Annotated in this window: 9 protein-coding genes; 5 read left to right on the top strand and 4 right to left on the bottom strand. The window is 54.9% G+C overall.

All coding sequences use genetic code 11. The features are described from left to right. Nucleotides 1-2: 2 nt before the first annotated feature. Together INF73_RS22230 and INF73_RS11345 are read left to right on the top strand one after the other, a co-directional pair. Entirely contained in the window at nt 3-1,604 is a 1,602-nt protein-coding gene (locus INF73_RS22230; RefSeq protein WP_052683017.1) for a glycosyl hydrolase family 18 protein, read from the top strand. 65 nt (nt 1,605-1,669) lie between these two features. Then, nucleotides 1,670-2,197: a cytochrome b gene (locus INF73_RS11345; RefSeq protein WP_028015621.1), complete on the top strand. Its 528-nt coding sequence runs from the start codon at nt 1,670-1,672 to the stop codon at nt 2,195-2,197. Here INF73_RS11345 and INF73_RS11340 read toward each other — a convergent pair. Then, nucleotides 2,160-3,356 (bottom strand): hypothetical protein, encoded by a 1,197-nt coding sequence (locus tag INF73_RS11340; RefSeq protein ID WP_193541135.1) that lies wholly within the window; start codon nt 3,354-3,356, stop codon nt 2,160-2,162. The genes INF73_RS11345 and INF73_RS11340 overlap by 38 nt on opposite strands. 167 nt (nt 3,357-3,523) lie before the next feature. Here INF73_RS11340 and INF73_RS11335 point away from each other — a divergent pair, with 167 nt between their 5' ends. Both INF73_RS11335 and INF73_RS11330 read left to right on the top strand, forming a co-directional pair. Further along, nucleotides 3,524-3,742 carry an ANR family transcriptional regulator gene (locus tag INF73_RS11335; RefSeq protein WP_120266880.1) on the top strand — a complete coding sequence of 73 codons (219 nt, stop codon included), beginning with the start codon at nt 3,524-3,526 and terminating at the stop codon, nt 3,740-3,742. Between the two features lie 45 nt (nt 3,743-3,787). Further along, on the top strand, nt 3,788-4,537 hold the full coding sequence (locus tag INF73_RS11330) for an A24 family peptidase (protein WP_045261192.1): 750 nt from the start codon (nt 3,788-3,790) through the stop codon (nt 4,535-4,537). Between the two features lie 117 nt (nt 4,538-4,654). Here the strand turns inward: INF73_RS11330 and INF73_RS11325 are convergent, their stop codons facing one another. The 3 genes from INF73_RS11325 to INF73_RS11315 all read right to left on the bottom strand — a co-directional run bounded on the left by INF73_RS11325 (nt 4,655) and on the right by INF73_RS11315 (nt 9,169). Then, the gene (locus INF73_RS11325; RefSeq protein WP_131678085.1) at nt 4,655-6,421 is read right to left on the bottom strand and encodes a lytic polysaccharide monooxygenase; all 1,767 of its coding nucleotides are present in this window, start codon (nt 6,419-6,421) and stop codon (nt 4,655-4,657) included. A gap of 16 nt (nt 6,422-6,437) precedes the next feature. Next, nucleotides 6,438-6,875 (bottom strand): hypothetical protein, encoded by a 438-nt coding sequence (locus INF73_RS11320; protein ID WP_193541137.1) that lies wholly within the window; start codon nt 6,873-6,875, stop codon nt 6,438-6,440. 314 nt (nt 6,876-7,189) lie between these two features. Continuing rightward, nucleotides 7,190-9,169 (bottom strand): S8 family serine peptidase, encoded by a 1,980-nt coding sequence (locus tag INF73_RS11315; protein WP_193541139.1) that lies wholly within the window; start codon nt 9,167-9,169, stop codon nt 7,190-7,192. Between the two features lie 502 nt (nt 9,170-9,671). Between INF73_RS11315 and INF73_RS11310 the strand changes: the two genes are divergently transcribed. Continuing rightward, a partial coding sequence (locus INF73_RS11310; RefSeq protein WP_193547298.1) for an inverse autotransporter beta domain-containing protein occupies nt 9,672-14,191 on the top strand: 4,520 nt, incomplete at its 3' end.

Genomic DNA, 14,191 nt, shown 5'->3' with positions numbered 1-14,191 from the left:
CCATGTTAAAGAAAAATAAAATATCTCTGAGCGCTATTGCCGCAGGCCTGGCGTTAAGCGGAATGCTGGTCAGCTCGTTTAGCCATGCAGCTGTAACCGACGCCGCCTCACAGATGCCGGATATCAGTCAGAAAAAAATTCTCGTCGGTTATTGGCACAACTGGGGAATTAACCCGGAAGAGATAGACAAAGCGCGCGGCTATCAGGGAGGCTTACCTTCTGATATGTCGCTGCGTGAAGTGCCGAGAGGCTACAACGTCGTCAACGTCTCCTTCATGAAAGTTATGGATGGCCAGAGCGGGAATATTCCCACCTTCAAACCCTACAACGCGAGCGATGAGGAGTTCCGCGCTCAGGTTGCAGAGCTGAACGAGCAGGGGCGCGCGGTGTTGATTTCACTGGGCGGCGCTGACGCGCACATTGCACTGAACAAAGACCAGACTGAAGCGCTTGCAGCGGAGATTATTCGCCTGACCGATCGCTATGGTTTTGATGGTCTTGATATCGACCTGGAGCAGACGGCCATTACCGCGGCTGACAACAGTACGGTGATCCCGGCGGCGCTGAAAATGGTGCGCGACCATTATCAGCAGCAGGGCAAACACTTCATCATCAGCATGGCGCCAGAGTTCCCCTATCTCCAGGCCGATCGCGGGGTGAACTACAAAGCCTACCTGCAAAATCTTGAGGGCGTGTATGACTTTATCGCTCCACAGTATTACAACCAGGCGGGCGACGGCGTAAATATGATGACGCAGGAGGAGAAGGACGAAGTCGGTGAATGGTGGCTGCCGCAGGAATGGGGGAAGGGCTATAGCGACCGTCAAAAAGAGCTTTTCCTTTACTATCTCACCGACAGCCTGGCAAACGGGACGCGCGGTTATGTGAAGATCCCGGCGAACAAGCTGGTGATTGGTCTTCCGGCCAACCCGGATGCGGCAGGAACCGGCTATGTGCGAGACGCGCAGAGTGTCTTTAACGCACTTTCGCGACTGGAAGCGAAAAATGAAGCGGTAAAAGGGCTCATGACCTGGTCAGTGAACTGGGACAATGGCAACACTAAAAATGGTCAACATTACGGCTATGAATTTCTGAACCGCTACCAGAGCATCCTTGACGGCAGTCTGCCGGATGGGGGCGACGAAACGGATACTCAGGCGCCAACACAGGTGCAGGGCGTGCAGGCCACGCTGAAGGGGCAGGATGTTTCGCTCAGCTGGCTGCCAGCTAAGGATAATAAGGGCGTGGCGGGGTATGCCATCTGGCGCGGTCTGGAAAAGATCGGTGATACCCATGAACTCAACTTTACCGACACCCAAACCCAGCCTGGCATGAGCTATCGCTATACGGTCATCGCCTATGATGCAGCCAACAACTTCGCTACGCCGAGCCAGCCGGTCAACGTTACCGTGCCCGATAATGACGATGGCGGAGGCGAAGAGGGCGGCCAGGGCGGCGACGTTACCCCATTCACGCCGGGCAAACTCTATGCCGTAGGGGATAAAGTGCTCTATGAGGGCAACGTTTATCGCTGTCAGATTGGCCATACAGGTGCCAGCCATTGGTCGCCGGATCGGGCCCGCAACTTGTGGGTAGCTGAATAACCTATTTCTTTAAAACAGCATGGCTTCGCAGGGAGCCGTGCTTTTTGTTTTACAGGACAACGACTATGCAAACTTCTCTGGTTATTGCCAAACGTTACGATCGGTTTTCTCGCCTTCTGCACTGGGTGGTCGCAGCCGTCATTATCTACGCGATGTGCATGGGCTATATTCTGCACGCGCTGGAAGGAACCCGCTGGTTTACCTTCTTCTCCGTGCTGAATATGTCGCTGGGTACCATTGCCACACCCATCATGATGGTGCGCTTCGTCTGGCGTTTCTTCCGCCCTTCGGTGCCCTACCCGGCAACGGTAGCCGGGCGTAAAAAACAGCTGGTGGTATTTATTCATGAGCTGTTTTATCTGACCATTATGGTGGTGCTGGTTAGCGGTTTTCTGATGCTGCAAAAAGACTACAACCTGTTTGGTCTGGTGCCGGTTTCCCGCCCGATTGCCATCGCCGAAGTGAATGCGTTTTTCTTCCAGGTGCATCGCTATAGCTGCATTCTGCTGGGTGTGATTCTGCTTGGGCATGTCGCGGCGGTGTTGAAATACACCTTTAGCGGGCAGCGGGAGATTCTGCAGCGGATGCTGTGAGAAAGAGGCTCACTCCCCCCATCAGATGCGCGGTGTTGCCGATCCTGTGAAACATCACCATCCCGCGCATCTGCCTTCCGTGCAGCGTTTGCAGAACAACTTCCCGGGCAAAGCTGCTTTCACGTTGCTGTGAGTACCAGGCGCGAAAACCGGGCAGGAACGGCGTATCGCAGTGTGCGTCCAGTAGCGTCAGGGTGCTCAGCGTCTTTTCCTCATCAGGGAACAGCGCTTCCGTACTGCCTTGCCAGTGGATCTCCTCCTCTGGCATCGAGAGGCGAAACACGACGCAAGAACCCGTCTGCGACAGGCGAATAATGATGGCACTGGTGCTGGCTGCGAGCGCCTGTTGCTGTTGGATCCAGCGGCGGTACTGATATAAACAGTTGGCAAAAATCGCCGAAAATACCAGATACCACTGCGCCTGCCAGATTGCGGGGATGAGATCGGGCGTTAGCGTGTAAAAAATCCCTTCCCGCTGCTGGGTCGCCAGCACCACAATCAGGTATTGAATAAGCAGCAGAGCGCCAACGCCGCGTCCGGAGAGCGCAAACACGCTCAGTAAAACCACCGTCGTTTGCACCAGCAGCAGGTTTAGCCCCTGCCAGAGCTGTGGCAGGAAAAAGTACCCCGTCACCAGCACCAGGGTATTCGCGGCAAGGAGCAACGCTTCCCGCCGATTAAACTGCGGGTGCGACGGCATTTTGCTCTCACGCAGCAGCGGCAGAATGGCGAGAATGCCGGTTAATGCCGCCAGCACCCAGGAGAAAAAATGCAGTGGCGCAATCGGATACCCTGAGAGTAACAGCGCCAGATTAAGCAGCAGGCTGCCGCAAAAAATGCTGAAGATTAACTGCAGGGGGTAGATCAGTTCACCAATAATCGGCCTGCGCGCAAAACGCAGCGCAGGCAGTTGCGCATTCAGACGAAAGACGGCGACGCACAGCGGAAATATCGCGACGTCGAAGAGGGCGAACAGGCACGCCAGCGTGAGCGGGCGGCCTATCCAGACGCCAGCAAACACATGCAGCAGGCCCGCGGTAGCCAGCCACAGCGGCCACTCTCGCGGGGCCGTCAGCCATAACGCGGCAAAAAGCAGCGGTGCCGGAAGCCAAAGCGTGGTGGAGAGGCTCCAGCTATCCCGCGTATGAAAGCTCAGCAATGCCAGCAGGATATAGAGACCCGAAAAGGCCAGCCAGCGGATAATATTGGTAATCAGCGTTGTTCTCCCACTGAGGCATTCAGCGTTATTCAGGTATTTATCATTTTAAGCTCAATTATTTTATCGTCGCTATTGATACGCTGGGATTTTTTCTAAAGGGCTTAACGATGGACTGGCAAAGCGACAAACGCGACCCTGCTACCCTGTGGTTTTCACTTTCTTCACGAGCGGCAGAACATGAACAGGGAAAGGAGTGGCATATCGCGGCATTATTGTGGAAAGAAGCGGCACAGTATGCAAAAACGCATCTGAATAATGAATGGGCGAACTTGCGCGGAGACTTTTGTACTTTACGTGCAAACAGGCTGCCTAAATATAACGAGTAGTCTCTGCTATTATCGGAGATTGCATGTCCCTTAGAGTGTGGAACCATGGTTGAGAGTGTAATACTCGTTTTTAGCGTTTTTCTGGGTGCCATTATCGGCAGTTTTTGCAATGTCATCATTTATCGGCTCCCCTTGATTCTCCACGGTGAAGCACTCTCTTTATCGTGGCCTGCTTCCCACTGCCCACGCTGTAAACACCCCATTAAATTTCGCCACAATGTTCCTCTGATGGGCTGGCTGCTGCTGCGCGGGCGCTGCGCCAGCTGTGGTCAGGCGATATCGTGGCGCTATCCGCTGGTTGAAGGGCTTATGGCGCTGCTGTACGGGGTGATTATCTGGCAGCAGGGCGTCACGCCGCAGAGCCTGTTCGACCTGCTGGCGGTGACGTTTTTGCTGCCGCTGCTGTTTATCGACCTGCGCACCATGCTCCTGCCCGACCGTCTGACGCTCCCGCTGCTGGCGATGTCGCTGGCGTTTGCCGTCAGCGGCTATAGCCGGGTGGAGCCAACGCAGGCACTAATCGCCGCTCTGCTGGGATTTGGCGTGCCCTGGACCCTCTCTTTGCTGTTCCGTTTGTTGCGCGGACATGAAGGGATGGGGATGGGGGATATGAAACTGCTGGCGGCGATCGGGGCGTGGCTTGGCCCGCTGGCGCTGCTGGATGTTTTTGTTGCCTCGACCCTGCTGGCGCTGATCGCGGCGCTGATTCTGTTGCGGATCAAGCCCGGTCAACCGTTTCCCTTCGGCCCGTATCCGATTATTGCCGCAATAGGATGGGTGATCTTATACCGATAAAAAAGCGCCGGAACGAAGGGGCGATTTCCGGCGCAAAAATGATAACGAAAGTGTAGGCGGGGAATAATAATGTCTGGCGCGGGTCAGTTAAGACCCGGCCAGAGTTAACTCACAGTATTATTTGCACTCTTTAGGCATGTTGGCGGCACCTTCTTTTTTCCAGACGCCCCACTCACCATCGGAACCAGGCTTAACGCCTCGGGTTTCCCAGCTGTTCAGCCAGATGTTGCCCTCATAGCTCACTTTTTCACAAGGTGTCTTGTAAGTCTTGCTGTGATCCCAGGCTTTTACATCGGTTTGCGCCGGGCGCAGCTTGATCACCTTCGTTGCCGTGGAGACTTTACCGGTATCAGGCGCCGTCACTTTCACCTGCAGCGTCACGTCCACATTATCGGTATACGGATGTTTACCCATGAGGTTGGTGCTGAAGTTATTTGGTGACGAGATCTGAATCTTATCGGCGTGATTCAGTGCGGACCATTCAACTTTTGACCCCTTTAAGGAATCGTTGTTTTTGGACACGACGGCGGCAGCAATAATGTCACTGCCAACGATGGTGTCCTGGTTGTTGCCCGTATTGATCTGCACATCTGAAGCCTGCTGCGCTTCCTTCACGGTCACCTTGATAGTGTCGGTGCTGGTTTTGCCATTTTTGGCCTTAACCGTCAGGCGATAGGTCACTACACCGATTTTGCCGGGTTTAATCAGCGCACGGGCTTTCGCTGCTTTGACGGTTGAAACCCATTCACCGCCATCGGCGACCTGCAACGCACCAATGTCATGGCCAGAGTCGATAGTCCATTGATATTCTTCAGCATTCACGCTTGCGGAACCGTTAAGGTCATAACCACGGGAACTGCTGTTGCTGGTCACGGTGAAGTCTTTGCCCGGCTTCGCCACCGGTGCCGTGTCACCTGCGTCCGCTTTGGCATTCAGGGTGACGGTTTTTGAATCAATCTCGTTTTTATCGTTAGTGACGGTCAGCTTCACATTAACGGTAAAATCGCTATCAGGTTTAGCCTTCAGGCGAATGCTGGCTTTCGCGCTGGTGCTGTTTTCCAGAATGACCTTGTCGGCATTGCTGGTGACGGCCCAGTGATATTTCAGCTCTTTCCCGGTAGAGGCGCTACCGTCCAGCGACAGCGCGCTGGTTGACAGGTTATGGCTGGAAGGCGTGACGCTGGCCACCGGTTTGCTAATGACTTCACCGCCGAAATCAACGTCGACCATCTGATAAAATGCGTTATCGGTATCACGCACGCGCCACACGGCATAAATTTTCTGCTTACCTTCACGCTCCGGTACGTTGCAGGTGTGGGTTTCGAAGCCTGTCGGGATCGAAATATCGGCTGATGGGTTGCCTGGCGCGTAGGTATACACCTTGTGGCAGAAAGGCGTATCTTCAAACATCGCTCTGGTCAGGCGCGTATCCGCTCCCGGAACTGACTGCCAGTCCGGCTTAGTGATGTAGTAGGTAAAATAGGTGGTGCGGTGCTTAGCCGGTAAATGCCATTTAAACTGGTGCGGACCCGCAGACATCGGGTTGTTGTAGGTATTCTGCTTTTCGTCATCAAGCTTGCTGAAGGCGGGAGTTGCCGTTGAACCACCGCTTGCCAGTTTTCCATCCGGCGGGAACTGGAACAGCTGTTCGTTAGCGATCGGGGTTGGGCTCATATCGTTGCCTGCCGGGAGCTTCGGTGCTTCCACGGCGTCAGCAGGCCAGACGTTACTGTGTTCACCCTTATCATTCATCGGCGGGAAATGAATCACCGAACGGGATTTTGGTTCAAAAAGATAGCCGTGCGCCAGTGCGCCCGTGGAATACATACCAATCAATGCCACGGCTAACGCTGACGTAATATTATTCATCTTGAGTAGTTTCAAAATAATCTTCCCTGAATTAATTGAAGGACACTTCTACGTGAGTGAGGGGGTTGTTCTGTTTGGCATACACCTTATTTGGCTCTGACTCATCAGGTGTAATCTCGCCGTTGCTGTGCTTGAAACCGGCACGCAGTTCGGGGTGCTGCTGGTTGATAGCCTGAGCGAGGGCGTAGGACCAGTGGGCCTCTTCGCCAGCAAGAATGGTGACGCGTGTTTCCAGATTTGGCAGTTCGGTTCCGTTGTTAAAGAAGCGCGCACGAATCGTTTGCCCTTCAACGACCTTCACTTTCTCACCGTTGACGGCGCGTTCCAGTGAGCCAAGTTCTTTCATGCAGTTTTGGTGACCCTGTTCGCAGTTTGCTGCTGGCGAGGTCGTGGCGGCGTTGGCTGAAACGCTGACGCCCGCCCCTGCCAGTAACGAGGCAAGGACAAAAGCAGATCCTGTTAATTTCATAAGTTCCCTTATTAATGACTAAATAATAACCAAAGGTAAATCTCACCTGCGGCGCAGGTAAAAAAGGCGTTATTACCGTGTGATAACAGGGACAAATAGTACCGGGAGGAGACAACTGGCTTGAATAAGAGACTTCTCTGAGCCATTAAGAGTCGGGGAGTTTCGGCAGAGAAGAGCGGCCGGTCATGCTATTATCAATCACTTACTGTTTTATTTAAATCTGAGCCAGTCCAGTTTAAAATAATGTCTTTTTTACGATAATGCGGAATGAAGCGGTAATAAAATAAAGCCTGGCTTGCAACCAGGCTTTAATATCATCTTAACCAAACGGATATTAAAGGACAGCTATTATTGGCTGCATCCGACGCTCGCCATGCTCCCCACTCACCGCCGCGTCCCGGCTCCTCTTGTCCTGGATTGACATACCACTGGTTCAGCCAGATTTTGCCGTTATGCGATACGCGGGTACATTTCACCGGGTAGGCAATCCGCGGATTATACGCTTCTGCGCTGTCATCAGGAATATCAGGTAACTGTGGTTTTTTCACCGTTACGGTGATCTTCTCAGCGCTCACGCTTCCGTCTTTACCCGTGACGGTTAACCAGTAGGTCGCTTCTCCGTCTGTATTGGCGGGAATGAGCGCTCGGGCGGTTGGCCCTGACACTTCACGTACCCAGACGCCGGCATGTTTCTCCTGTAGCCAGAATTTGCCCGCACTGTCTTTGTCGATGGTCCATTTCCAGGAGACGGCATTCTTGCTGGCGCTCCCGTCTAACTGATACGCCCGGGAGGCATCGGTCGTGCCGGTAACGGTAAAGCTTTCTCCGGGCACGGCTTTGACCTCATCCTGATCTTCCTCTTTCAGTTCAAGAATTTTGGCCACGGCTTTCGCCATGTTCGGGTGAGTACCTACTTTCGCTGAGTCCCCTGACGCTAAAGGCTTGCCCGTTTCCTGCAGGATGGCGCGCATCTGTTGAGGCGTGACGGTAATATTGTGGGCTTTTGCAATCGCAGACAGGCTGGCGACCACGCCTGCGATGATCGGGTTCGCGGATGAGGTGCCGGAGAAACTTGAGGTGTATTCCGCATTTTTTATGCTATGCAAACCACCATAACCCGTAGTAACCACATCCCAGCAGCCCCAGCTGGCGCTGGTCACGCGTGAGCCATAGGTACTGAAAGAGGCTTTTTTGCCATTATCTGCGCAAAACGCGCCCGCAATGATCGCCCCCGAGTCGCGCTTTTTAACGTCAAATTTTCCATTAAACCCAGCGTGATCGAGGTTGATATTGCCATTGCCTGCCGCCTGGATAACGTGCACGCCTTTATCCGTCAGGGCTTTAATCACGTCGTAGTAGGCCGGGGCGTTTTCCTGCGGAACATAGCAGGAAGAAGTACAACCCGTTACATCTCCTCCGCCAGTCTGCATTCCAATTTGCACCACGTCTCCCGCCTTAAGTCTGGGGATCATATTGTAGAGATTATTGGCCTGCCATTTGACGTACCCCATGCGGGCGTTCCACGTCAGGCCTTTAATGCCCGCATTGATATCTTTCGCCGCCATAATCCCGACGGAGCTGGTGTCATGATCTTCGCCAGGCGTATAGCGCTTATCCCCTTCATGGAACTCGATCGGCGTCAAATTCACATGGCTGGTATTCCACGCATTGTTTTCCATTGAAACCAGCGAAATGCCGCTACCATCGTGCCCTGTATACTGATTCACGCTGTCGCGATTTACCCCACCCATGTAGTAGCCGGGCCGTTTTTCATCTGGTGATTTGGTGTAATCCTGCAATCTACGAAAATCCGGGACCGTGGTCTGGCTGGTACTATTCAGGGCATAGCTCAGTCCGGAATAGGGTGGCACGTCGGGAACGTTGACACCCTTTTCCAGCGATACCGGCATGGATTCCGGGTAAGCCAGCTCAATATCCTGTCGCGTCGTCAGTTCATTAATTACGTCATTGATATACGCCGCGTCATGTTGCTTATCGGCTGGCAGAGCTATACGTAAATAACGGTTAAAGCCATAGCGTTCATTAAGCGCATCCATCTCGCTTAATTCACTGCTGCGCAAATGATTTGCCGTAAATAACGGACTCACGGCGAAGGTACTGTCGCGTAATGAAAAGGGTGAAGACTTATTAAGCGTTGTACCGGGTTTTAATTTCACGATAACGGAGAGATACGAAGTGCCTTCCCAGGCCTGCTCGTGCGTGACGGAATTTTGCGCAAAAGCGGGGACACTCAGTAGTGAACAGATAAGCAGGGCCAGTCCAGTTTTATTCATGTCAACGATCTTCCTTATTAAATGACATCCAGAGTATTGCTGGGATCATCCTGCCATTAGGGGAAAACCTGCATAAGAAGACGGTCAGCAATAAAATTGCGAGGTGTCTGTTCCATGTTAAGAATTACCTGCTCCGGAAAATATACGGCTGAAATTGGGCTGAGAAATTCATGAGGCGGGCTGAAAGAGTTGTTAAACATCAACGCCTAAGCATTGAATTTAATGAGGGGCGGAAAATCTCATGAACATCTCCTGAATGCTGTATGGAGTTTAGGAATTATCTGGATCTTAATATCGCTAACCAGGGAGTTTAATTAATAAGGGATGCGTCACAATGCCCAGTGTTTCGTACTGTTCTTTACGTCAAAAATTATCCGTATGGATAATCCTTTTCCATTATTTATTTTCCATCTTTTTGCTCACGGTTCCCCCCGTCGCGCGGGCGCAAACTGAAACTCACGCAACCGTTGAAAGCGAAAGCAATCAGCCCCTGCGGGATAAAATGGCCGGCATGTGGGGAAGCGCCCAACAAAACGGCGCGGGTGATGCCCTGCGCGGTGCGGCAAATAGCGAGGTGAATGCCGCGTTAACCCAGGAAGTGGAAGCGTGGTTAAACCATACCGGCGGGAAAGCCCGCGTTACGGCAGATGTCGGTATTGGCGGGAGCGATAGCCGCGATTTCGGGCTGGACTATCTGTGGCCGGTTAAAATCTGGCAACACGACATTCTGTTCACTCAGATGAGCGCACACCGCTGGAACGAGCGCGATATCCTTAACGTTGGCCTGGGCTGGCGGCATACCTTTAACCCTCATCTAATGGCGGGTGGAAACCTCTTTTTCGATCAGGATGTCACGCGCCACCATAACCGAATGGGGGCAGGCGCCGAGCTGTGGAGCGATGGGATCCGTGCGTCCGCGAACTACTACCTGCCTCTGAGCGGCTGGCGTCATTCTGACGACAGCATGTTTAATGACGATCCCGACCGCTATGAACTGTATGAACGTGCCGCCCGCGGCTGGGATCTCAATCTGGAGACGGCCCTTTCACAGCACGTCGCGCTTAAATTGGGCTGGTTCCAGTGGTATGGCGACAAAGTGGACGTTAACGGCAGCCGCAGCGAGGCCAGCCACAACCCTCACGGGCTTAACCTCGGGCTTAAGTGGCAACCTGTGCCGCTGGTAGGGGTCAGCGCGGAGCAGAGCATGATTAGCGGGCAGCGGGATAACTTCTCTGTGGGTCTGAATTTCCACTGGGAGTTTGGCCGAAAACTTTCCGAAATGCTGGCAAGTGAAAATGCGGCGGCTTTGCCCTCGCTCATGCAGTCCCGCACGGAGTTCGTTACCCGTAATAACAATATCGTTCTCGCCTATAAGCAGGAAGAAAAAGACAGACGTCTCTATTTCAGCCCGACGGAAAAAACCACGCAGGCTGGCGTGCCTTTGCTGCACGCGGTGAAAGGTGGGCAGGGGGGCGTCATTCGCTACACCTCCTCCAGCACGGCGATCGCGACCGTGGAGCCGGGCAGCGGTCTGGTGAACCCAACGCATCGGGGCGATGTCACCATCACAGCGACGGAAACGTCACCTGTCGATCCGGAGCACGTATTAAGTTCCGCCAGCTATCACCTGACCGTGACGCCGGGCGATTTTGCCCCTTCCGTCGAGGGCGTTGCCATTAAGGGGGACATGTCCCCGGGCCAGATCCTGGAGGGGAGTTATCTCTATAAAAGCAATGAAGGGGAGGATGAAGATCCTGAGAAAACCCGGCTGCGGTGGTATGACGCAGATTCAGGCGAACTGCTCAAGGAAGGCAGTGCCACGTATGAGGTGCAAACGCGTGATATGGCCCGAAGCGTGGTCTTTGAAGTCACACCGTTCAACAAAAAAGGGATACCAGGGGAGAGCGGAACGGCGAAAATTACCGGGAGCGCAACGATAACCACCCTGCGTATCGATCATCTGCTTTCACCCGGTGAGATCCGCCGTGACGGCAGCGTGAAGTTCTTCGAAGAGAGTCACGGTGCGTTGCTGGTGTTAGCCGAGGTGAAAGACGGTCAGGGCTCCCCTCTGACCGATCAGATGGTGTACTGGCAGAGCAGGAACTCGCTTGGCTCGTTGTCGCAAAACAGCGTACGCACCGATGAGCACGGTCAGGCGCTGGTAAAAATAGAAAACATCATGGCGGATGGTGAAGATGAAATTACGGCCTCGCTGATCCCGCCAGGCGGGATCCAGACCCAGAGCACCGCCAGTGATAACAATGTTCAGCAGGAGAAGATGGCGCTGGTGGTCGATTTTGCCCACCCGCTTGCCATCCGCTTCGTGGCCTCTCCCGAGCGCGCAGAAGTTGCCACGGAAAAGACGTTCACTATTGAAGTTACCGATCAGGATGGTAAGCCTCTGACGGTTGAGAAGAACGTCACGTGGAGCAGTAACGGTGAAACCCTGAGCGGCAAAACGGATAGCGAGGGAAGAGCATCCATCGCACTTATCGCGCCGCAAAAAGCAGCAGAGAAGTGGGTGGTGAACGCCACGGTAGATACCGTGAGTAGCCCGTCAGCGCCCGTAAGCCTTGAGCCAGGGCCGGTGGCAAAAGTGGTGCTGGACGTCCCGGAAAACGTGGTCGCAGGCAGTGAGGATAAAGCCGTTAGCGCGCAGCTGTATGACCGGTTTGATAACGCGGTTATCAGCCGTAAGCAGGCCATCACCTGGCGGATAGAAGGGAGTCAGTTCCGGGAAGCGCCTACCGGAGACAGCGATGAGCACGGTATTGCCAGTGCAACCGTCGTAGTACCTGAAAAAGCGCCAACGCAGGTGAAAGTCTCCGCCGGTGATGAGCAGAAGATCGTCAATGTGACTGTCGGGAAGGTGAATCATGTTGAGCTTAAAGGTACCCCTGATACGCTGAATGCCAATGGGAGCAGCACTTCGACGCTGACCGCCATCGCGCTGGATGAGCACAACAATAGCGTACCGGACGCACCCGTAACGTGGTCGTTAATCACGCAGCAGTTTGGCGCGCTGAGCAACGCGATCGAAAAAACCGATGCAGAAGGCAAGGCGACGGCCACGTTTACGACCGCATCCGCGGGGGGCAATGCGCAAATAGAGGTCGATATTGGCGGCAAAAAACAAGCGACGCAACTGACGCTCAACGGTTACCCGATTATCCGCAGCATCACGCTGAACAAAACCGCCGGGCTGAAGGTGGGCGATACGGTAAGCGTGGAAAAGGTGGACGTGGAGCAGAACGGCGGCGGCGAGGTGACGCTGAGCTACCAGTGGCACCGTGACGGTGGCGCGATCGATGCCGCCACGTCAGACAGTTATCACCTGACGGAGCAGGATACGGGGGCGACTCTCTTTGTGGTGGTGACCGCGACCAACGATGCCAAAAATGAAGGCGATAAGGCGTCGTTGAAAACGGAGCCGGTGGTCGGGAAGGCGTCAGATGTTACGGTAACCGCCAGCGCGGACAGCGTGGATGCGAACGGGCTCAACACCATTACCTATACCGCCGCGGCGAAGGATCGCTTCGGCCGTGCGGTGGTGGGCGAGGCGATTGTCTGGGACATCGACAAGCCGGAGCTGGTGAGCCGGGGAGAGGCCAGCGCCGTCACCGGTACAGAAGGCACGGGAACGATGATCGTCACCGCGAAAAATACCGGCGGAAACATCACGGTGAGCGCCACGGTCAACGGCAAGAAGGGCGAGTCCGGCGTGGCGCTGCAGGGGATTCCGACGATCAAAAGCATCACGCTGAACCAAACCGCCGGGCTGAAGGTGGGTGACACGGTAAGCGTTGAGAAGGTGGACGTGGAACAGAACGGCGGCGGTGAGGTGAAGCTGAGCTACCAGTGGCACCGTGACGGTGGCGCGATCGACGGCGCCACGTCGGACAGTTATCACCCGACAGAGCAGGACACAGGGGCAACGCTGTTTGTCGCGGTAACCGCCACCAACGCGGCCAAAAATGAGGGCTATAAGGCGTCATCAAAAACGGAGCCGGTCACCGGGAAAGCGTCAGCCGTGACGGTCACTGCCAGTGCGGCCAGCGTGGAAGCTAACGGGCTGAACACCATTACCTACACCGCCACGGTGAAGGACCGCTTTGGCCGTGCGGTAGTGGGCGAGGCGATTGTCTGGGATATCGACAAACCGGAGCTGGTGGCCCGGGGGGAGACCAGCACCATCACCGGAACCGGAGGCGTGGGGACAATGACCGTCACCACGAAAAATACCGGTGGAACCATCACGGTGAGCGCCACGGTCAACGGCAAAAAAGGCGAATCCGGCGTGGAGATTTACGGCGCGCCGTTGGTGACAGACCTGCATATCTCCGGCACGCCGAAGGTGGGGCAGACCCTGAGTGCGGAATACACCTTCTCGGCAAACGGGAGCGGTGCGGATGCGTCCACCTACCAGTGGCAGTGGAAGGACGGAGAGACATGGAAGAATGCGGCAGCCGCTGGCAATACGGCACGCACGTTCACGCTGCCGGACAGCTATGCGGGCTACAGCGTGCGGGTGGTGGTGACGCCGAAGGGCAGCAGTCACCCGTCGCTGACCGGAACGTTACAGGAGAGCCAGGCGGTGACGGCTTACGGCACGCCAGCGGTGGAGGACGTGCGTACATCCGGCACGCCGGAGGTAGGACAGACCCTGAGGGCGGAATACACCTTCAAGGCGAACGGAACCGGTGCGGATGCTTCAACCTATATCTGGGCGAGGTATGAGAAAACCAGCTGGATGCCGATCGAGGGGGCCAACGGCCGGGAATACACCCTCCAGGCGGGAGACGCGGGTTACAGCATTAAAGTAACGATAATACCGGAGGGCAGCAGTCAGCCGTCGCTGGTCGGGGCGGTGCAGCACAGCCCGGCATTAGATGTTTACGGTGCGCCATCGGTGGCAGATCTGCACATTTCCGGCACGCCGGAGGTGGGGCAGACATTGAGGGCGGAATATACCTTCACGGCGAACGGAAGCGGTGCCGATGCCTCAACCTATATCTGGGCGAG

Origin of the sequence: Enterobacter cloacae complex sp. P6RS (assembly GCF_014982245.1) — a bacterium.
GTDB classification, from domain to species: domain Bacteria; phylum Pseudomonadota; class Gammaproteobacteria; order Enterobacterales; family Enterobacteriaceae; genus Enterobacter; species Enterobacter bugandensis.
This window is presented reverse-complemented; position numbering and strand designations above follow the sequence as displayed.

Bases quoted from the DNA above. Each gene is read 5' to 3' on its own strand.
- INF73_RS11315 (WP_193541139.1), bottom strand. From the start codon at position 9,169: ATGAATAAAACTGGACTGGCCCTGCTTATCTGTTCACTACTGAGTGTC.
- INF73_RS11345 (WP_028015621.1), top strand. From the start codon at position 1,670: ATGCAAACTTCTCTGGTTATTGCCAAACGTTACGATCGGTTTTCTCGC.
- INF73_RS11320 (WP_193541137.1), bottom strand. From the start codon at position 6,875: ATGAAATTAACAGGATCTGCTTTTGTCCTTGCCTCGTTACTGGCAGGG.
- INF73_RS11330 (WP_045261192.1), top strand. From the start codon at position 3,788: ATGGTTGAGAGTGTAATACTCGTTTTTAGCGTTTTTCTGGGTGCCATT.
- INF73_RS11335 (WP_120266880.1), top strand. From the start codon at position 3,524: ATGGACTGGCAAAGCGACAAACGCGACCCTGCTACCCTGTGGTTTTCA.
- INF73_RS22230 (WP_052683017.1), top strand. From the start codon at position 3: ATGTTAAAGAAAAATAAAATATCTCTGAGCGCTATTGCCGCAGGCCTG.